General features: G+C 40.3%; 20 protein-coding genes, 7 tRNA genes and 5 pseudogenes. 28 read left to right on the top strand and 4 right to left on the bottom strand.

What is annotated here, in order from left to right; translation table 11 throughout:
- Window positions 1-37: 37 nt before the first annotated feature.
- The 11 genes from endB to V756_RS0109425 all read left to right on the top strand — a co-directional run bounded on the left by endB (window position 38) and on the right by V756_RS0109425 (window position 7,963).
- On the top strand, window positions 38-319 hold the full coding sequence (endB, locus tag V756_RS0109475; protein WP_003225183.1) for a type II toxin-antitoxin system antitoxin EndoAI: 282 nt from the start codon (window positions 38-40) through the stop codon (window positions 317-319).
- A 4-nt stretch (window positions 320-323) separates the two neighbouring features.
- Entirely contained in the window at window positions 324-674 is a 351-nt protein-coding gene (ndoA, locus tag V756_RS0109470; RefSeq protein WP_003156187.1) for a type II toxin-antitoxin system endoribonuclease NdoA, read from the top strand.
- 114 nt (window positions 675-788) lie between these two features.
- Window positions 789-1,613, top strand: a complete 825-nt coding sequence (rsbRA, locus tag V756_RS0109465) for an RsbT co-antagonist protein RsbRA (RefSeq protein WP_081719822.1) — start codon at window positions 789-791, stop codon at window positions 1,611-1,613.
- A gap of 4 nt (window positions 1,614-1,617) precedes the next feature.
- Window positions 1,618-1,983: an RsbT antagonist protein RsbS gene (rsbS, locus tag V756_RS0109460; protein ID WP_003225190.1), complete on the top strand. Its 366-nt coding sequence runs from the start codon at window positions 1,618-1,620 to the stop codon at window positions 1,981-1,983.
- A 3-nt stretch (window positions 1,984-1,986) separates the two neighbouring features.
- Window positions 1,987-2,388 (top strand): serine/threonine-protein kinase RsbT, encoded by a 402-nt coding sequence (gene rsbT, locus V756_RS0109455; protein WP_024714447.1) that lies wholly within the window; start codon window positions 1,987-1,989, stop codon window positions 2,386-2,388.
- Between the two features lie 11 nt (window positions 2,389-2,399).
- Window positions 2,400-3,407 carry a phosphoserine phosphatase RsbU gene (gene rsbU, locus V756_RS0109450; RefSeq protein WP_024714446.1) on the top strand — a complete coding sequence of 336 codons (1,008 nt, stop codon included), beginning with the start codon at window positions 2,400-2,402 and terminating at the stop codon, window positions 3,405-3,407.
- A gap of 61 nt (window positions 3,408-3,468) precedes the next feature.
- Window positions 3,469-3,798, top strand: coding sequence for an anti-sigma factor antagonist RsbV (gene rsbV / locus V756_RS0109445; RefSeq protein ID WP_024714445.1), 330 nt, complete (start codon window positions 3,469-3,471; stop codon window positions 3,796-3,798).
- The gene (gene rsbW, locus V756_RS0109440) at window positions 3,795-4,277 is read left to right on the top strand and encodes an anti-sigma B factor RsbW (protein WP_024714444.1); all 483 of its coding nucleotides are present in this window, start codon (window positions 3,795-3,797) and stop codon (window positions 4,275-4,277) included. The genes rsbV and rsbW overlap by 4 nt, the downstream gene beginning before the upstream one ends.
- The gene (gene sigB / locus V756_RS0109435) at window positions 4,243-5,031 is read left to right on the top strand and encodes an RNA polymerase sigma factor SigB (RefSeq protein WP_024714443.1); all 789 of its coding nucleotides are present in this window, start codon (window positions 4,243-4,245) and stop codon (window positions 5,029-5,031) included. Before rsbW ends, sigB begins: the two co-directional genes overlap by 35 nt.
- Complete coding sequence (gene rsbX, locus V756_RS0109430) at window positions 5,031-5,630, top strand: phosphoserine phosphatase RsbX (RefSeq protein WP_024714442.1); 600 nt, start codon at window positions 5,031-5,033, stop codon at window positions 5,628-5,630. The genes sigB and rsbX overlap by 1 nt, the downstream gene beginning before the upstream one ends.
- Window positions 5,631-5,803: 173 nt before the next feature.
- A complete protein-coding gene (locus tag V756_RS0109425; RefSeq protein ID WP_024714441.1) occupies window positions 5,804-7,963 on the top strand; it encodes a Tex family protein in 2,160 nt (719 codons plus the stop codon).
- Window positions 7,964-7,972: 9 nt separating this feature from the next.
- Here the strand turns inward: V756_RS0109425 and cmpA are convergent, their stop codons facing one another.
- Window positions 7,973-8,086 (bottom strand): cortex morphogenetic protein CmpA, encoded by a 114-nt coding sequence (cmpA, locus tag V756_RS1000000123870; protein ID WP_003225207.1) that lies wholly within the window; start codon window positions 8,084-8,086, stop codon window positions 7,973-7,975.
- 103 nt (window positions 8,087-8,189) lie between these two features.
- On the opposite strand from cmpA, the gene V756_RS0109415 reads away from it, so the two are divergent.
- The 8 genes from V756_RS0109415 to V756_RS0109380 all read left to right on the top strand — a co-directional run bounded on the left by V756_RS0109415 (window position 8,190) and on the right by V756_RS0109380 (window position 9,479).
- A complete protein-coding gene (locus V756_RS0109415; protein ID WP_024714440.1) occupies window positions 8,190-8,642 on the top strand; it encodes a SprT family protein in 453 nt (150 codons plus the stop codon).
- 122 nt (window positions 8,643-8,764) lie between these two features.
- Window positions 8,765-8,839: transfer RNA gene (locus tag V756_RS0109410), tRNA-Asn, on the top strand.
- A 4-nt stretch (window positions 8,840-8,843) separates the two neighbouring features.
- A tRNA-Ser gene (locus V756_RS0109405) sits at window positions 8,844-8,934 on the top strand.
- A 29-nt stretch (window positions 8,935-8,963) separates the two neighbouring features.
- Window positions 8,964-9,035 (top strand) — tRNA-Glu (locus V756_RS0109400).
- Window positions 9,036-9,047: 12 nt separating this feature from the next.
- A tRNA-Gln gene (locus V756_RS0109395) sits at window positions 9,048-9,122 on the top strand.
- 25 nt (window positions 9,123-9,147) lie between these two features.
- Window positions 9,148-9,223: transfer RNA gene (locus tag V756_RS0109390), tRNA-Lys, on the top strand.
- A gap of 11 nt (window positions 9,224-9,234) precedes the next feature.
- A tRNA-Leu gene (locus V756_RS0109385) sits at window positions 9,235-9,316 on the top strand.
- Window positions 9,317-9,395: 79 nt separating this feature from the next.
- Window positions 9,396-9,479, top strand: a tRNA-Leu gene (locus V756_RS0109380).
- 135 nt (window positions 9,480-9,614) lie between these two features.
- Here V756_RS0109380 and V756_RS1000000124805 read toward each other — a convergent pair.
- Window positions 9,615-9,751: pseudogene (locus V756_RS1000000124805) on the bottom strand (tyrosine-type recombinase/integrase); the annotation flags it as partial.
- 382 nt (window positions 9,752-10,133) lie between these two features.
- Here V756_RS1000000124805 and V756_RS0109370 point away from each other — a divergent pair.
- The 9 genes and pseudogenes from V756_RS0109370 to V756_RS0109350 all read left to right on the top strand — a co-directional run.
- Window positions 10,134-10,880: pseudogene (locus V756_RS0109370) on the top strand (bifunctional lytic transglycosylase/C40 family peptidase); the annotation flags it as partial.
- A gap of 266 nt (window positions 10,881-11,146) precedes the next feature.
- Complete coding sequence (locus V756_RS0109365) at window positions 11,147-11,932, top strand: helix-turn-helix domain-containing protein (RefSeq protein ID WP_024714438.1); 786 nt, start codon at window positions 11,147-11,149, stop codon at window positions 11,930-11,932.
- Between the two features lie 35 nt (window positions 11,933-11,967).
- Window positions 11,968-12,381: pseudogene (locus V756_RS1000000123415) on the top strand (tetratricopeptide repeat protein); the annotation flags it as partial.
- On the top strand, window positions 12,338-12,457 hold the full coding sequence (locus tag V756_RS1000000123410) for a phosphatase (protein WP_081719821.1): 120 nt from the start codon (window positions 12,338-12,340) through the stop codon (window positions 12,455-12,457). The pseudogene V756_RS1000000123415 and the gene V756_RS1000000123410, both read left to right, overlap by 44 nt.
- 195 nt (window positions 12,458-12,652) lie before the next feature.
- Window positions 12,653-13,177, top strand: coding sequence for an NAD(P)H-dependent oxidoreductase (locus V756_RS0109360; protein WP_024714437.1), 525 nt, complete (start codon window positions 12,653-12,655; stop codon window positions 13,175-13,177).
- A 268-nt stretch (window positions 13,178-13,445) separates the two neighbouring features.
- Window positions 13,446-13,628: pseudogene (locus V756_RS1000000124390) on the top strand (DinB family protein); the annotation flags it as partial.
- Window positions 13,629-13,694: 66 nt separating this feature from the next.
- A complete protein-coding gene (locus V756_RS0109355) occupies window positions 13,695-14,060 on the top strand; it encodes a cupin domain-containing protein (RefSeq protein ID WP_024714436.1) in 366 nt (121 codons plus the stop codon).
- Between the two features lie 609 nt (window positions 14,061-14,669).
- Window positions 14,670-15,033, top strand: a pseudogene (locus tag V756_RS1000000124385) (BCCT family transporter); the annotation flags it as partial.
- A 38-nt stretch (window positions 15,034-15,071) separates the two neighbouring features.
- Complete coding sequence (locus tag V756_RS0109350; RefSeq protein ID WP_024714435.1) at window positions 15,072-16,475, top strand: MFS transporter; 1,404 nt, start codon at window positions 15,072-15,074, stop codon at window positions 16,473-16,475.
- A gap of 462 nt (window positions 16,476-16,937) precedes the next feature.
- On the opposite strand, the gene V756_RS1000000124160 is transcribed toward V756_RS0109350, so the two are convergent.
- Together V756_RS1000000124160 and V756_RS0109335 are read right to left on the bottom strand one after the other, a co-directional pair.
- A complete protein-coding gene (locus V756_RS1000000124160; RefSeq protein ID WP_024714434.1) occupies window positions 16,938-17,141 on the bottom strand; it encodes a hypothetical protein in 204 nt (67 codons plus the stop codon).
- A 152-nt stretch (window positions 17,142-17,293) separates the two neighbouring features.
- Window positions 17,294-18,241: an alpha/beta hydrolase gene (locus V756_RS0109335; protein WP_024714433.1), complete on the bottom strand. Its 948-nt coding sequence runs from the start codon at window positions 18,239-18,241 to the stop codon at window positions 17,294-17,296.
- Window positions 18,242-18,243 lie beyond the last annotated feature (2 nt).

The raw sequence follows: 18,243 nt of genomic DNA, 5'->3' as shown, positions 1-18,243 counted from the left end.
GAGTCGTATCCGTAAGTTTGGTGGAGGTGTATGTTTTTTGTCTGAATCCAGCGCAAGAACCGAAATGAAAATCAGCTTGCCCGAAAACCTAGTGGCTGAATTGGATGGTGTAGCGATGCGGGAGAAACGAAGCAGAAACGAACTGATATCACAAGCAGTGAGAGCGTATGTCAGCGAACGAACAACTCGTCACAACCGTGATTTGATGAGACGCGGCTATATGGAAATGGCGAAAATCAACCTGAATATTTCTTCTGAGGCTCACTTTGCGGAGTGCGAGGCTGAAACGACAGTTGAGCGCTTAGTCAGCGGAGGATAATCATTTGATTGTGAAACGCGGCGATGTTTATTTTGCTGATTTATCTCCTGTTGTTGGCTCAGAGCAAGGCGGGGTGCGCCCGGTTTTAGTGATCCAAAATGACATCGGAAATCGCTTCAGCCCAACTGCTATTGTTGCAGCCATAACAGCACAAATACAGAAAGCGAAATTACCAACCCACGTCGAAATCGATGCAAAACGCTACGGTTTTGAAAGAGATTCCGTTATTTTGCTGGAGCAAATTCGGACGATTGACAAGCAAAGGTTAACGGATAAGATTACTCATCTGGATGATGAAATGATGGATAAGGTTGATGAAGCCTTACAAATCAGTTTGGCACTCATTGATTTTTAGACATATGTACAGGTTGCTCAAATAGAGCAACTTTTTTTGTTTTCAAAAAAAATTAGCGATATAATAATGAAATAACGAAAAAATATGTTGCTTTTTATCGGGAGGTAAGCGAATTTGATGTCGAACCAGACTGTATACCAGTTCATTGCCGAGAATCAAAATGAACTGCTCCAACTGTGGACTGACACACTAAAAGAATTAAGCGAGCAAGAATCATATCAGCTCACTGATCAAGTGTATGAAAATATATCTAAAGAATATATCGACATTCTTCTTTTATCTGTTAAGGATGACATCTCTGCTGAGGACCAAATCAGTGAACTGGCGCTGAGAGCCGTGCAAATCGGACTTTCTTTGAAGTTTCTCGCTACGGCGCTTGCTGAATTCTGGAAGGGTCTCTACACAAAAATGAATGATAAGAGATTGCCAGATCAAGAGAGTACGGAACTAATCTGGCAGATTGACCGCTTTTTCAGCCCGATTAATACAGAAATCTTTAATCAGTACTCCATCTCCTGGGAAAAAACAGTATCCCTGCAAAAAATCGCCCTGCAGGAGCTGTCGGCGCCGCTCATCCCGGTGTTTGAAAATATCACTGTGATGCCGCTGGTCGGAACAATTGATACCGAACGCGCAAAACGAATTATGGAAAATCTGCTTAATGGCGTCGTCAAATATCGCTCACAAGTCGTTTTGATAGATATTACGGGCGTGCCGGTCGTCGACACGATGGTTGCCCATCATATTATTCAAGCGTCTGAAGCGGTAAGGCTTGTCGGAGCAAAATGCCTGCTTGCCGGAATCCGTCCGGAGATTGCTCAGACCATCGTCAACCTTGGCATTGATTTATCCCAAGTTATTACTAAGAATACCCTGCAAAAAGGAATTCAAACGGCTTTGGAAATGACAGATCGAAAAATTGTTTCATTGGGGGAATAACATTTTGAGACATCCGAAAATCCCGATCTTGAAACTGTATAATTGCTTATTAGTGTCCATTCAATGGGAACTTGATGACCAAACCGCATTAACCTTTCAAGAAGACTTATTAAATAAAATATACGAAACAGGCGCTAACGGAGTTGTCATTGACCTGACATCTGTGGACATGATTGATTCCTTTATCGCAAAAGTGCTTGGCGACGTGATCACGATGTCCAAACTAATGGGCGCAAAAGTGGTTTTGACGGGAATTCAGCCTGCTGTAGCAGTGACACTGATTGAGCTTGGAATCGCGCTTGAGGAAATCGAAACTGCGCTCGACTTAGAGCAGGGGCTTGAGACATTGAAGCGGGAATTGGGGGAATAGCGAATGAACGACCAATCCTGTGTAAAAATCATGACAGAATGGGATATTGTGGCCGCCAGACAGCTGGGGCGAAACGTTGCAAAAGAACTGGGTTTCGGCACTGTAGACCAGGCTAGAATTACAACGGCTATTTCAGAATTAGCCAGAAACATTTATTTATATGCCGGTAAAGGCCAGATCGGAATTGAACAGGTCGCTGACAGAGGAAAAAAAGGCCTCAAAATCATAGCGGAAGACAAAGGGCCGGGAATTCCCGATATCCGCAAAGTCATGGAAGACGGATTTTCAACGTCTGGCGGACTCGGAGCGGGACTTCCCGGCGTGAAAAGGCTGATGGATGAATTCAGCTTAAATTCCGTAACGGGGGAAGGAACAGAGATACAAGCCATTAAATGGCTTCGGTAGGAGGTAAGAAAGTGGATTTTAGGGAGGTTATTGAGCAGCGGTATCACCAGCTGCTTAGTCGATATATAGCCGAATTAACAGAAACATCTTTATATCAGGCCCAAAAATTCAGCCGAAAAACAATCGAGCATCAAATTCCTCCGGAAGAAATCATCAGCATACACCGAAAAGTGCTGAAGGAGCTGTATCCGAGTCTCCCGGAAGATGTTTTTCATTCGCTGGATTTTTTAATAGAAGTCATGATTGGGTATGGAATGGCTTATCAGGAGCATCAAACCCTTAGGGGGATACAGCAGGAAATCAAATCAGAAATTGAAATCGCGGCAAATGTTCAGCAGACGCTGCTAGGAACAAAGATTCCGCAAGAAGAAGCGCTGGATATCGGCGCCATCAGTGTGCCCGCTAAACAGATGAGCGGTGATTACTATCACTTTGTCAAAGACAAGGAATCCATCAATATCGCAATTGCTGATGTGATCGGAAAAGGCATTCCGGCGGCTCTTTGTATGTCCATGATTAAATATGCGATGGATTCTTTGCCGGAAACGGGCATACACCCTTCTCAGGTGCTGAAAAATTTAAACCGGGTTGTTGAGCAAAATGTTGATGCCAGCATGTTTATTACGATGTTTTATGCAAATTACAATATGGACAAACATCAAATTACATATGCTTCAGCGGGACATGAACCGGGATTCTATTATTCTCAAAAAGACAACACGTTTTACGATTTAGAGGCCAAAGGGCTTGTTCTCGGCATCTCGCAGGATTATGACTATAAACAATTCGATCAGCATCTCGAAACGGGCGATATGATTGTGTTATTTTCTGACGGCGTCACAGAATGCAGAACAGAAAATGGTTTCTTGGAGCGTCCTGATTTACAGAAACTCATTGAGGAACATATGTGTTCCTCCGCGCAGGAAATGGTCAAAAACATTTATGACAGCCTCCTCAAATTGCAGGACTTTCAGCTTCACGATGATTTTACGTTAATTGTTTTGCGAAGAAAGGTTTAGCATCAGCCGGCCGTGGGTATAAGTGAATTAGTGATTTGAAGGAAAATTTGAGGTGATATGTATGAATATAAATGTTGATGTGAAGCAAAACGAGAATGATATACAAGTAAATATTGCAGGAGAAATCGATGTATATTCAGCTCCGGTGCTCAGAGAGAAACTTGTTCCTCTGGCAGAACAAGGCGCTGATTTAAAAATTTGCCTGAAAGATGTGAGCTACATGGATAGTACCGGACTGGGCGTTTTTGTAGGTGTCTTTAAGACAGTGAAAAAACAAGGCGGTTCGCTGAAGCTTGAAAATCTTTCTGACCGGCTGATCCGTCTGTTTGACATCACAGGTCTGAAGGACATCATTGATATTTCTGCAAAGTCAGAAGGTGGAGTGCAATGAAGAATAACGCTGATTACATCGAAATGAAAGTGCCGGCCCAGCCTGAATACGTGGGAATTATAAGGCTGACGCTGTCAGGCGTCGCAAGCAGAATGGGCTATACGTACGATGAAATTGAAGATCTGAAAATCGCAGTCAGTGAAGCGTGTACAAATGCGGTTCAGCACGCTTACAAAGAAGATAAAAATGGGGAAGTGTCAATACGATTCGGTGTGTTCGAAGACCGGTTAGAGGTGATTGTGGCGGATGAAGGAGACAGCTTTGATTTCGATCAAAAGCAGCAAGATCTAGGCCCGTACACACCTTCGCACACAGTTGATCAATTATCAGAAGGAGGGCTCGGTCTATATTTAATGGAAACGCTCATGGATGAAGTCAGAGTGCAAAACAACTCAGGCGTCACCGTAGCGATGACAAAGTATTTAAATGGGGAGCGAGTTGATCATGACACAACCATCAAAAACTACGAAACTAACTAAAGATGAAGTCGATCGGCTCATAAGCGATTACCAAACAAATCAAGATGAACAGGCGCAGGAAACGCTTGTGCGGGTGTATACAAATTTGGTTGATATGCTTGCGAAAAAATATTCAAAAGGCAAAAGCTTTCACGAGGACCTTCGTCAGGTCGGCATGATCGGGCTGCTTGGTGCGATTAAGCGATACGATCCCGTCGTCGGCAAATCGTTTGAAGCTTTTGCGATTCCGACAATCATCGGTGAAATTAAACGTTTCCTAAGAGATAAAACGTGGAGCGTTCACGTACCGAGACGGATTAAAGAGCTGGGCCCAAGAATCAAAATGGCGGTTGATCAGCTGACGACTGAAACCCAAAGGTCACCGAAAGTCGAAGAGATTGCCGAATTTCTCGATGTTTCAGAAGAAGAAGTTCTTGAAACGATGGAAATGGGCAAAAGCTATCAGGCTCTATCTGTTGACCACAGCATTGAAGCGGATTCGGACGGAAGCACGGTCACAATTCTTGATATTGTCGGATCACAGGAGGACGGATATGAGCGGGTGAACCAGCAAATGATGCTGCAAAGCGTGTTCCATGTCCTTTCAGACCGTGAAAAACAAATCATAGACCTTACGTATATCCAAAACAAAAGCCAAAAAGAAACTGGGGACATTCTCGGTATATCTCAAATGCACGTCTCGCGTCTGCAGCGCAAAGCTGTGAAGAAGCTCAGAGAGGCCTTGATTGAAGATCCCTCGATGGAGTTAATGTAATGATCCAGGTTGAAGAAAACGAGCATATTCAAACTCTTGTATACCAACTGAATAAAGAAGGAAAATCGATTTGCGGTGACAGCTTTTTTATGAAAGCTGATGATAAGGAGCTAATTTGTGCGGTAGCTGACGGACTTGGAAGCGGGTCGCTTGCCAACGAATCTTCTTCAGCAATTAAAGACTTAGTGAAAAACTATGCGGATGAAGACGTACAAAGCATTATCGAACGCTGTAATCAGGCCATGAAAAACAAAAGAGGCGCTACAGCGTCAATCCTGAAAATCAATTTTGAACAAAGGCAGTTTACGTACTGCTCTGTCGGAAACGTACGGTTTATTCTGCATTCCCCGTCTGGTGAAAGCTTTTATCCTCTGCCGATTTCGGGCTACTTATCAGGCAAGCCGCAAAAATACAAAACGCATACCGCCACTTATGAAAAGGGTTCAAAGTTCATTATACATACAGATGGACTCAACGTACCCGATATCCGCTCCCATTTGAAAAAAGGCCAATCGGTAGAAGACATATCGAATTCACTGAAAATGTATACGACATCAAGAAAAGACGATCTGACCTATATTCTTGGACAGCTGTCCTAGGAGAATAAGAACAAAAAGAAGCCGGAATACCGGCTTCTTTTTTTACAGGCAATTAAACGGACATGTTGAAATAAGAGGAAAAAAACCGGCAGCGGCAGCTGTCTTTTTTTATGTGTTTTTTTCGGTTTTTGATACACTAGAGATAGAACGACAATATTGGAGGCTTTGGTTATATGGAAACGTCAGCCCTTTTAAAACAGCAAATTGCGAAAGAAATAGGTTTGTCACAAAAACACGTTGAAAGTGTCATCCGCCTGCTGGAGGACGGCAACACAGTCCCGTTTATCGCCCGATACCGAAAAGAGCAGACGGGGTCAATGGATGAGGTTCAGATTCAGACGATTTCTGAACGCTGGCAATACATACAAAACCTGAATCAGCGAAAAGAAGAAGTCATCAGGCTGATTGCAGAGCAGGATAAACTGACAGATGATCTAAAACGTAAAATTGAGCAATCGGTGAAGCTTCAGGAAGTGGAAGACCTTTACCGCCCGTATAAACAAAAACGCAAAACAAAGGCGACAGTTGCGAAAAGCAAAGGTCTCGATCCGCTTGCCGACTATATTCTGACACTCCCGCAAGATAACCGTCTGGCAGCAGTTGCAGACAAATACATCAGCGAAGAAAAAGAAGTGTTCACACGGGAAGAAGCGATTGAAGGCGCCAAGCACATTATTGCTGAGCAAATCTCAGACGAGCCGAATTTCAGAAAGTGGATTCGCCAGGAAACCTTCAAAAAAGGAACCATTAAGTCTGCAGCCGGAAAATCGGCAGACGCCGATGAGAAAAATGTATATGAAATGTATTATGAGTATGAAGAGCCAATCGCAAAAGTCGTTCCGCACAGAGTGTTGGCGATGAACCGCGGCGAAAAAGAAGACATTTTAAAGGTGTCTATCGAACCGCCAGCGGATCACATTAAGGCATATTTAGAAAAGCAAATCATCAAAAACCGCGCAACGTCTGTAAAAGAAATTTTGCAGGAGACGATTGAAGACAGTTATAAAAGGCTGATTCAGCCGGCAATCGAACGTGAAATCAGAAAAGAGCTGTCAGAAAAAGCGGATGAACAGGCGATTCATATTTTCTCTGAAAACTTGAGAAAGCTTCTGCTTCAGCCGCCGATGAAAGGCAAAACCGTTCTCGGTGTTGACCCAGCCTTCCGAACTGGCTGCAAGCTCGCTGTGTCAGATGAGACCGGAAAAGTTTTGGAGATTGATGTCATCTATCCGCATGCGCCAGTCAACAAAACAAAAGAAGCCCATGAAAAAGTGAAAAAGATTCTTGAGCAGCACCAAGTCGAGATGGTGGCGATCGGAAACGGCACGGCATCCAGAGAAACAGAGCAGTTCATCGTTAATGTACTGAAGGACATGCCGCGTAAAATTTATTATGTGATCGTCAATGAAGCGGGAGCAAGCGTATATTCGGCTTCTGAGCTTGCCAGAGAAGAATTCCCTGAGCTTAAGGTTGAAGAGCGCAGTGCTGTATCTATCGCGAGAAGACTTCAAGACCCGCTCGCGGAACTCGTCAAGATCGATCCGAAGTCTGTTGGCGTCGGGCAGTACCAGCATGACGTCAGCCAAAAGCGCTTAAATGAATCTCTGCGGTTTGTTGTTGAAACCGTTGTAAACCAAGTTGGAGTAAACGTTAACACAGCATCCGCCGCGCTGCTTCAATATGTAGCGGGATTATCAAAGTCTGTCGCAGGCAACATTGTCAAAAAACGCGAGGAAATCGGAAAGTTTTCCAATCGAAAAGAACTAAAGGACATTCCGAGACTCGGTGCGAAAACCTATGAGCAATGCATCGGTTTCTTAAGGGTGCAGGAAGGGACAGAGCCTTTGGACAGAACGGGCATCCACCCGGAAAGCTATAAGGAAACAAAAGCGTTATTGAAAAAGCTTGGTCTTTCAACAGAACAAATCGGCACGGCGGAATTAAAGGACAAAATCAATCAGCTTGCGCTTTCTGAAACGGCAAAAGAGCTGGGAATCGGTGAAATCACTCTGAAAGATATTTGTGAGCAACTGACAAGGCCGGAACGCGATCCGCGTGATGAGGTGCCTAAGCCCTTACTGAAAACAGATGTCCTTCAGCTGGAAGATTTGAAAGAGGGAATGGAACTGCAGGGCACCGTGCGCAATGTAGTGGACTTCGGAGCGTTTGTTGATATCGGAGTCAAACAAGACGGGCTTGTGCATATCTCAAAGCTCAGCAATCAATTCGTCAAGCATCCTCTTGATGTCGTATCCGTCGGTGATATTGTGACGGTGTGGGTTGATGGCGTAGATGTACAAAAAGGCAGAGTATCGCTGTCTATGGTAAAATAAAAGCGCTGCTTACGAGCAGTGTTTTTTCCTATAGAAATACCAGCATTGATTCAGCAGTTTAATTTGGTAATTATCTTTTTCAAGGAACGCTTTTTGCATCTGTTTTTTAAGCCAATTTGGCATAGGCTCATTCCTCCTCAGCTTTTATCATAAGAGGGACGGTGATTACCATATTGTATGCAAACGGTGAATTGTCCCGTTCAATGTTTTTTAAGTGAGGTGCACCATGGATAACACAGAGCTTCAAAAACTGACAGAGGATATTTCGGAAACGTATTTTAAAAGGCGGTTCCGCCATCAGGCGCTTTTTAATGACAGGCTTAAAACTACGGGCGGAAGGTACCTGTTATCCTCCCATAACATTGAATTGAACAGAAGATATTTGATTGAACACGGCAAAGAGGAACTGATCGGCATCATTAAGCACGAGCTTTGCCATTATCACCTTCACCTTGAAGGAAAAGGGTACAAGCACAGAGACAGAGATTTCCGAGAGCTGCTGCAGAAGGTCAATGCGCCGAGGTTCTGTACACCTCTTAACAAAAAAACAGAAAGCAAAAAAACTTATATGTATATCTGCACGGCCTGCGGCCAACAGTATATAAAGAAGCGCGCCATGAACCCTGACAGATACAGATGCGGAAAATGCCGCGGAAAAATAAAAAGAATTTTTTCGTGAAAAAGGTTGACGAATATGGCAAGCCTATGTTACATTATAAAAGTCGTCACGAGAGATAAATAAAAACATTTACCTCTTGACGCTAAAAATCAAGGCTGATATAATAAGCTTTGTCTCATTATTCCACAGTAGCTCAGTGGTAGAGCTATCGGCTGTTAACCGATCGGTCGCAGGTTCGAATCCTGCCTGTGGAGCCATATTGGAGAAGTACTCAAGTGGCTGAAGAGGCGCCCCTGCTAAGGGTGTAGGTCGCGTAAGCGGCGCGAGGGTTCAAATCCCTCCTTCTCCGCCATAACATTTCGATATAAGTTCTCAACCATCGGCCCGTTGGTCAAGCGGTTAAGACACCGCCCTTTCACGGCGGTAACACGGGTTCGAATCCCGTACGGGTCATTCCATTTTCGTTGGGCTATAGCCAAGCGGTAAGGCAACGGACTTTGACTCCGTCATGCGTTGGTTCGAATCCAGCTAGCCCAGCCATTTTTATTTTGAAATTGAATAGTAAGAGCCATTAGCTCAGTTGGTAGAGCATCTGACTTTTAATCAGAGGGTCGAAGGTTCGAGTCCTTCATGGCTCACCATTTGTCTTTTTGCGGGTGTGGCGGAATTGGCAGACGCGCTAGACTTAGGATCTAGTGTCTTACGACGTGGGGGTTCGAGTCCCTTCACCCGCACTTTATTTACAAAGTGCACGCAAATGGGTTTTACTAGGTTAAGAGCCTACTAAACCAGCACAAACAATTTAATGATCACGCGGTCGTGGCGGAATGGCAGACGCGCTAGGTTGAGGGCCTAGTGGGTGAATAACCCGTGGAGGTTCAAGTCCTCTCGGCCGCATCTCAATAATACCAAGGGTTTAACCACCTTTGGTATTATTTTTTTATGCTGAAAATACGGCCTTTAAAAAGGACTTGCTCACCAATACTCACCAGTTACTTAAAGTAATTCGTCTAAACGGTCGGCAGTTTCCCTCTATTTATTAGGGAAAAGGTGTCCGTAAGTATTCATAGTAAAAGAAACAGAACTATGTCCTAATCGTTCTTTTCTTCCCCTTGATGGATAAGCGAGGCTACAAGTGATTGCCTCAAATCATGGAAACGGATAGGCTCAACATTCCCTCTTGGACAAATCTGTAAGATTTCCTTCTGATGTCGTCTCCATTCATCAAGCAACGTTATAAGTTTTGAATTGATACTTATACAGCGAACAGAATTTTTAGTTTTGGAGAGCTGTAATTATATATTCTTGATTTATATATGTTAAAGCTTTGTATACATTGATTTCCTCTTCTAAACTTGTCTAAATCTTTCTATTGAAACGCTAAAATTTCTCCTAAGTGCATTCCAGTCAGATCATCAGTTGTATAGAACACCTTAAAAATAAATTCGTCTTTTTCTATGAGACTAATAAATTCTTTAAACTGATCGGGATTCCAAAATTTCATCTGTTTTTGACAACACTTAAATTTTTCACTTTTGCACATGCTTTTTGGTTTTTGACCAAGTGAATATTATTATGGCGCTCACCATGCAAGAAAGTGGTGGGCGTTCTTTAGATATCATGCAAAGTTCCGAAAGTATCGGCTTACCTCCCAACTCCATAACTGACCCAGAACGTTCGATTGAAGTCGGCATTAAACATTTTAAGAAGGTTTTTAAACAGGCTGGCGGTGATGTTCGTTTAACCTTACAGGCATACAACTTTGGTTCTGGATTTATAGACTATGTCAAAAAGAATGGCGGAAAATACACAAAGAAATTGGCACTTGATTTCAGCCGGTTGCAAGCTTTTAAAATGGGCTGGAAAAGCTACGGTGACCCAAGTTATGTTGACCATGTCATGGGGTATGTGAACGGCTCTATGGATTTCTATGAAACTTTCATGAAAGAAGCTTTGAAGCATGAAGGGCAACCGTATGCCTGGGGAGATTCAAATCCGAAAACTGGTTTTGATTATTCAAGCCTAGTTCAGTGGGCTTTCGCCAAAGCCGGAATTACTCTTCCAAGAACAGCACAGGAACAACATGGGGTAACAAAGAAAATAAGTGAAAAAGAAGCGACTGCGGGTGACTTAGTGTTCTTTGGCGGCACATATGAAGGAAAAGCCATTACTCACGTCGGCATCTATGTAGGCAATGGCAGAATGTTTAATTCAAATGACAGTGGAATTGAATATTCTGATCTGAAATTCAAGTATTGGAGAGATCACCTTGTATCTCTTGGACGAATTAATAATTAGGAGTTGAATTTAAAATGCACATCACAAGTTAAAGGGTGAATAAAAAGTGGAAAAGAATTTATTGTTTATCTATACTTAAGAAGGAAAAGGAATTAGGTGCTTAATTTTGAAAACTTTTACTTATCAAAGACATGATCATAATAGGTATAAAACACACTGTATAACATCGTTGCAACCGTAAGTTGACAAAGTGCATTTGCTGGAAGATAGAACGGAGAGCGCTGTTTTCATACAATGTAGTCATCAAAGTAAAGGAGTTCTTAAATATGACATTTGGTGAAAAACTTTTTAAGCTGCGAAAAGAAAAAGGTCTGTCACAGGAAGCTTTAGCAGAGAAAGTAAACACGACAAGGCAGGCGATTAGTAAGTGGGAAAATGGGCAAGGGTTTCCTGAAACAGAAAAGCTTCTAATGATTGGAAACATTTTCGAAGTATCAATTGATTATTTGTTAAAAGACTCTGTTGAACCTCGTCCCGATAACAAAGAAGGATATTATGTAAGCAGAGAAATGGCAGACGGCTTTTTATTGCATCAACGCAAAGTTTTCCAGTATGTATCTTTCGGACTGAGCATGCTTATTTTTTCCACTGTCCCTTATTTGGTTTTTAAACAAGAACCCGCTATTTATACACTCCTTATCATTATTATAGCAGTACTAGGCATTGGAGCTATTGTGACAGGAATGATTACGGAAGAAGATAAATATAAGGTACTCAAGAAAGAGGCTCTGATTTTTGATCAAAATCATCATAAAGAGCTGACAGCGAGATATAAAGATATTAAAAAAAGGTATGCTGCTATCATGGTCGTTGGAGTTTGTTCTATTGTGGCAGGCGTAATTCCTTTTCTTCTTGAAAGAAAACATATTGCCTCAGGTTTAATTGCCTACTATCCGGTTTGTGTAGTTTTGATAGCTGTAGGTGTCTATATCTTGATTCGTACCTTGCCAATCATAGAGGCATATCAAATCATGGTGAAAAATGAAGAGTATATAAATAGATTCGGCTTCAAGCTTAGTAAGAGAGTGAGAAAAAAAATGGATAATATCTAATAAAAGAGCCTTGGAACAATTTCTTTAGAAATTGCCAAGAAAGTAACATAGAGCATTTAATTGCAATGTCACACATGAATATTGGGATTTGTTATGATGAATTGAAAGAATATAAAAAGGCTTCATAACATTTAATCTTGTCGTTAGAAATTTTCGGGAAATCAAAAGATAGTTTCCTAGCAAAGACTTTATTCACTTTAACCTATGTTGAAGCAAAACAACAAAATTATGATGTTGCATTGCTATACTTTAGGATAGGGCGATTTATTGCCAATAAAAGTGATGATAAGGAATACTCAGCGAAATTCAAATCAAAATATTAGAGGGGAAAAGGAAATTTAATGCTCTCTCATGAATATTATCGTATGAGTATTGAAGCAAGACGAAAAATTAGGGAGATTATTAATGAAAATCAGCCGGATTCTATTGGCAGCAGTGGTTTTAAGTAGTGTATTTTCAATAATTTATTTGCAAAGTGATCATAGTACAGAAGTCAAAGTGGCTGCAGATAGGGTAGGCGCATGAGGGGACTAAAAAGGCTTAATCTTTTTTAAAAGGTTAAGCCTTTTTTGGGGCTACAAATATAATCAGTGCCCAATTAGTTGCCCTGAATTCATGAAAAAGGATAAAATAGGTGTAAATAAAGTTGCTTTTTTAAAATTAGAATCAATTCATTGTCGGCAATAATAACTAATCGGCGAAGAAAGGATAATCAGTCATATGAAAACATTAGTTATCGTTATACACCCAAATTTGGAAACGTCTGTTGTCAACAAAACCTGGATGAATCGTTTAAAGCAAGAGAATGACATTACGGTTCATGACCTGTACAGTGAATACCCTAATTTTATCATTGATGTAGAAAAAGAGCAGCAGCTCCTGTTAGATCATGAGCGTATCGTTTTCCAGTTCCCAATGTATTGGTACAGCAGTCCCGCGTTACTCAAACAATGGGAAGATGATGTGTTAACACATGGTTGGGCTTATGGAACTGGGGGAACTAAATTGCATGGAAAAGAACTACTCTTAGCTATCTCCTTAGGCGCACAGGAATCTGATTATCAAGCAGGCGGAGAATATAATATCACGATCAGCGAGCTTATCAGACCGTTTCAAGTCACGGCTAACTATATAGGAATGCGTTTTCTTCCTGCGTTTACACAATATGATACACTTCACCTTTCAAAAGAAGATGTTAAGAACAGTGCGGAGAAATTGGTTGAATATCTAAAAGCTGAGCATTGACCCGGTATTCGCGAGGGAAACTGAAACAAATTATGTGTTGTGAAAGTAAGGGTTTGTGATAGATTTTAATAATAATAGGTGCCCAATTTGTGCCCAGAATTCATGTAAAATGATGAAAATAAGTATAAATAAAATAAACAGATGCTTTGAATAAAAGCTTTTGTAACTCATGATATGTTTTTACTAGGTTGAGGGCCTATCTGAAACACACCTGAATTTCCGTGAGTTTTTATTTATGTTTTTAAAATACCCATGGCGTGTCATCAATGTCATTAAATCTTTAAACGAAACAGATTTAACAAATAGAAAGATAGACAGGTCTGATGTTGGGTCAGTTCGAAAACTAGGGGACAGGTTATTAAGAATCGCTTATCATGAGTCAGTACAAACCGGTCAACTTTTAGACTATCTTAGAACTGCTGAAGTGGACCGGTCTTTAATTTGGGACTAGTTAAAATCAGGGGAAGAGCAAAGACCGAAATATGCTGTCTTTAGTTTTACACGGGGAGGAGAAAGAATGAAATATAAACCGATTAATTTTCAAGAGAAATTATCTAAATTCCAAGATCAATGGTCTCCAAAAGTAATCGCTGAAATGAATGACTATCAATTTAAACTAGTTAAAGTACAAGGGGACTTTGTTTGGCATAAGCATGACGAAACAGATGAAGTCTTTATTGTCATTGGGGGTAATTTAATCATTGAATTTCGTGATGGAGAAGTAAAATTAAATGAAGGTGAAATGTTTGTCATTCCGAAAAATGTTGAACATAAACCTTATGCAGAAGCAGAGTGTAAAATTTTGCTTGTAGAACCTAAAGGTGTTGTGAATACCGGGCAAGAAATAACTGATCAAACAGCTGAAAATGATGTCTGGATTTAGCTGTAAGAAAAAGCCGATCAAAAATAAAACCATTACCTTAAAAATGTTACTTTATTTCCAGCTGGATGAAAAATAATTTTGTTAGGTGTCATGCAATACATTCAATTGTCGATGATTGGCCTGTTTAAATACAACCATTATTTCACTTATTTCTGTTGTAGTCTGCATACTAATTAATAGGTAAAGAAAGTCGAAAAGGTATACGACATTCGTCATATAAATTAAAGTTTTGAATGAAAGAGCAGGATTACTCCTGCTCTTTTTCTTTCTAATTGGGCTAGATTAAACACAGACGTTATTCCTTGGGAAAAACAAAAAAAAATTCTTCTATCCATTGATTAGCTTGGCTTTAGCCGGGTTTCTATCACCCTGTTGGGCTTGTCAGATTTTAAAAAGATATGGTACGTTTATAGTGTTTTGTTTCACCTGATTGTGGGGTAATAAAGATAGAATCAGTAAATAATTCTTAGGAATGACCTCAATCTATCTGCAAAACATAATAAACATATTGGAAGACGTAATGGAAGAACTAAAATAAAGGTTTGGATACTTAGAAGAAATAAAAGTCTTTTTGATTGTGATAATATTCACAATCAAGCTGTATGAAGGGGAATCATTTCTCCAAATAGTCTGCAGAAAATCCAACCACAGCCCAAGGATATATCACCAACCACTTTGGCTGGTATTATCTGTTGGCTGTTTCTCTTTTTGTTGCTTTTTGTATTATTTTTAGTCCAATCGGCAAAAATAAGTTAAGGAAACCAGCGAAAAAACTGAATTTCATCCTTCTTTCCTGGTTCAATGTTATTTGGGGCTGATATGGATGTTAGTCTATTCTTTTAAGGTACAGTTGAACCAATCAGCCACTATGCCATTAGCTCTCCATCAGGTGAAACAGAAACCCCCAGACTTTTAGAGAAGCATTACGCTATACATTCTGGGACTGCATGCTTGGACCGTTTATGCGCTTGTATAATGAGGTTCTGATAATTAAGGAGTTGATATTATTAGATGAAGTTCAACAAGAAAAAAATTAACGTTGTAGACATTCAAAAAGCGAAGAAAAGCGTGTTTGCTACAGGGATAGGAAACGCGATGGAATGGTTTGATTTTGCTTTATATTCTTATTTGGCAGTTATTATTAGTAAAAACTTTTTCAGTCCAGTTCAAAACGATGAATTAAAGTTAATATTTACTTTTGCTACATTTGCAATTGCCTTTTTACTTAGACCGGTAGGCGGAATTATTTTTGGTAAAATGGGTGATAAATTTGGTCGGAAAATAGTATTAACAATTACTATTTTAATGATGGCTTTATCTACTTTAATAATTGGTGTACTTCCTACCTATGATCAGATTGGCGTATGGGCCCCTATATTATTACTCTTAGCTCGTATTCTACAGGGCTTTTCTGTGGGTGGAGAGTACGCTGGTGCAATGGTATATATCGCAGAATCTTCTCCAGATAATAAACGTATAAGGTTAGGCAGTGGTTTAGAAATCGGCACATTATCTGGTTATATAGTAGCTTCTGTTTTAGTTACAGTACTTTTCTGGACTTTATCTGATGTTCAAATGAATAGTTGGGGATGGAGAATTCCTTTCTTCTTGAGTATCCCAATGGGATTATTTGGTTTATATTTGAGAAGTCATTTAGATGAATCGCCAATCTTTGAAAATGACATCTCTGATAACCAAGAACAACAACCAGGTTTATTAGAAGTAATTAAAACATATAAAAAAGATATCTTTTTATGTATCGTATTTGTGGCATTTTTCAATATAACCAATTACCTATTGTTAGGTTATATGCCTTCTTATTTAGATGAGAACCTTGGTATAAGTGATAATATAAGTACACCGGTTACAGCAATTGTATTGATTATTATGGTACCGTTCGCTTTAACTTTTGGTAAACTAGGAGATAAATTAGGAAATAAAAAAGTTATAACAATTGGATTAGTATTAGGAATTGTATTTTCGATTATCTCTTTCCAATTTCTTAATATGGGGAATATAACATTCTTGTTTATAGGGCTTTTAATGTTAGGTATTGTATTATCTGTATACGAAGGTACTATGCCAGGATCTTTACCTACGTTGTTCCATACTGACATTAGATATCGTACATTATCCTGGACATTCAACTTATCAGTTTCTATTTTTGGCGGAACAACACCTTTAGTTGCTTCTTGGTTAACCCATGTGACAAGAAACAATTTGGCGCCAGGTTTCTATTTATTAGCAGTCAGTTTAATTGGCTTAATAGTTGTGCTAACCTTATTTAAAGATACTTCAGGTAAATCTTTAAAAGGTTCTTACCCAACAGTTGCTTCTAAAGCTGAGTTTCAAGAAGCTGTGGAAAATCCAAAAGATTCACTGTGGTGGAAAATGGAACAAACAGAAAAGGAATGAAAAAAACATCCATTTAATTGACCGGCTACTCGAAATACAGACTCAGAATAAGCTGGGATTATCCGAGCAATACAGCAAAATAAGAAGCAAGAAGCTTTGAGGGCTTAGTGGGTGAATAACCCGTGGAGGTTCAAGTCTTCTCGGCCGCATCAATGATACCAAGGGTTTTGATACCCTTGGTATTTTTTATTTATTTAAAATGTGTTTTGTGACCAAAAGTGTCGATTAACTTATAGTAAGTTATCTAATTTGTCAGCCATCTCTTTTTGTTTATTAGGGTATAGATGGGTCATATACATGTCAAGAAACATTATTTAAGGTCTATTCAGCAATTCGGTTGCATACAGATGTACATGCTTGGCGTTTCCGTCTTCTTTTTTTCTTATAATCAAATCGCGTTTTTCAAGTTCAGAGATAATCTGTGATACAGCACCCCTTGTTCGGTTCCGCTTCAACGCTACCTCAGTTAACAGTAATTCTTAGGTTCTCCTCAATAACAGTGAGAGTGTGTACTTCAACCATATTAATGATCTCACCGGTACCATAATCACGTGCAGTTTTTATATAATCATTGTATTTCATCACAAATTCATAAATGATATTGGCCTTTTCATTCCATTCATGATAGTTAGCATTTGTTTGAGCATCAGTTTCAGCATTTTTCAATTTATCCTCACGAAAGTAAAAGAAAGCATACTCGATTGTGAATATATTTGCGATAAGTGATTGAATAGATATAAGATCCACTCAATTATGGAGTGGATCTGTTTGTTTTTTATTTATTTATTTGCAGCAGTTGTGACGAAACAATAGATTCATTAAAACCCTTTACGCAACCAGGTTGTGGCAAGATCAATTGCTCCGCGCGCAGCTTCAGTTTTGGCTAAGGCGTTGAGCATCACGAAATCGTGAATGATACCTTGGAAACGTACGGCAGTGACCGGAACACCGGCTTCACGAAGTTTATTGGCATATGCTTCTCCCTCGTCACGAAGTACATCAGCTTCAGCTGTGATAATCAATGCAGGTGGAAGCCCTTGAAGCTGCTCAGTAGTTGCACGTAGAGGTGATGCTGTAATTTCAGTACGCTCGTTCGAATTGGTTGTGTACTGGTCCCAAAACCACATCATCGCGTCCTTGCGTAAAAAGTATCCTGTAGCAAACTGGTGATAGGATTCCGTATCGAAAGAAGCGTCTGTTACCGGATAGAAAAGTAATTGCTGTCGGATATTCAAGTCATCTCGTGCTTTGGCCATTAGCGTGACAGCAGCAGTCATATTGCCTCCAACACTATCACCTGCAATTGTTAGACTCTCGGGAATCATGCCGTTCTCACGGCCATTTTCAGCTGCCCACTTCACTACTGCATAGATTTCTTCAATGGCTGTCGGATATTTTGCTTCTGGAGATAAGGTGTAATTTGGAAAGACAATAGCAGCTTGTGCTCCAACTGCGAGCTCACGGATGAGCCGATCATGTGTATGCTCATTACCAAATACCCAGCCGGCCCCATGAATGTACACGATGACAGGAAGGTGCGCAGGCGCATTCTGTGGGCGCATTATTCTTACTGATACCTGTCCGCTCGGTCCTCCTGAAATCATAATATCTTCAATATCAACTGGCAGTTTATCAATTGGGTCAGATTGAACCTCATCTACAGCTTCTCGTCCTTTCTCAGGTCCAAGGTCGAATAGATAGGGGGGGTTCGCGGTTGCTTCTGCAAATTCTTGAGCTGCTTTTTCTAATTGTACTTTTTTTAACATAG

This window comes from Bacillus tequilensis KCTC 13622 (assembly GCF_000507145.1).
Lineage (GTDB): Bacteria > Bacillota > Bacilli > Bacillales > Bacillaceae > Bacillus > Bacillus tequilensis.
The sequence above is the reverse complement of the archived record's forward strand: the minus strand, read 5'-3'. Positions and strand labels throughout refer to the sequence as shown.

What these genes read in the sequence shown, in the direction of transcription:
- cmpA (WP_003225207.1), bottom strand. Translation starts at nt 8,086, where the DNA reads ATGCCAAATTGGCTTAAAAAACAGATGCAAAAAGCGTTCCTTGAAAAA.
- V756_RS0109350 (WP_024714435.1), top strand. Translation starts at nt 15,072, where the DNA reads ATGAAGTTCAACAAGAAAAAAATTAACGTTGTAGACATTCAAAAAGCG.
- rsbX (WP_024714442.1), top strand. Translation starts at nt 5,031, where the DNA reads ATGATCCAGGTTGAAGAAAACGAGCATATTCAAACTCTTGTATACCAA.
- V756_RS0109365 (WP_024714438.1), top strand. Translation starts at nt 11,147, where the DNA reads ATGACATTTGGTGAAAAACTTTTTAAGCTGCGAAAAGAAAAAGGTCTG.
- V756_RS0109425 (WP_024714441.1), top strand. Translation starts at nt 5,804, where the DNA reads ATGGAAACGTCAGCCCTTTTAAAACAGCAAATTGCGAAAGAAATAGGT.
- V756_RS0109360 (WP_024714437.1), top strand. Translation starts at nt 12,653, where the DNA reads ATGAAAACATTAGTTATCGTTATACACCCAAATTTGGAAACGTCTGTT.
- V756_RS0109335 (WP_024714433.1), bottom strand. Translation starts at nt 18,241, where the DNA reads ATGTTAAAAAAAGTACAATTAGAAAAAGCAGCTCAAGAATTTGCAGAA.
- V756_RS0109415 (WP_024714440.1), top strand. Translation starts at nt 8,190, where the DNA reads ATGGATAACACAGAGCTTCAAAAACTGACAGAGGATATTTCGGAAACG.
- sigB (WP_024714443.1), top strand. Translation starts at nt 4,243, where the DNA reads ATGACACAACCATCAAAAACTACGAAACTAACTAAAGATGAAGTCGAT.
- rsbT (WP_024714447.1), top strand. Translation starts at nt 1,987, where the DNA reads ATGAACGACCAATCCTGTGTAAAAATCATGACAGAATGGGATATTGTG.
- rsbW (WP_024714444.1), top strand. Translation starts at nt 3,795, where the DNA reads ATGAAGAATAACGCTGATTACATCGAAATGAAAGTGCCGGCCCAGCCT.
- V756_RS0109355 (WP_024714436.1), top strand. Translation starts at nt 13,695, where the DNA reads ATGAAATATAAACCGATTAATTTTCAAGAGAAATTATCTAAATTCCAA.
- rsbV (WP_024714445.1), top strand. Translation starts at nt 3,469, where the DNA reads ATGAATATAAATGTTGATGTGAAGCAAAACGAGAATGATATACAAGTA.
- V756_RS1000000123410 (WP_081719821.1), top strand. Translation starts at nt 12,338, where the DNA reads ATGAAAATCAGCCGGATTCTATTGGCAGCAGTGGTTTTAAGTAGTGTA.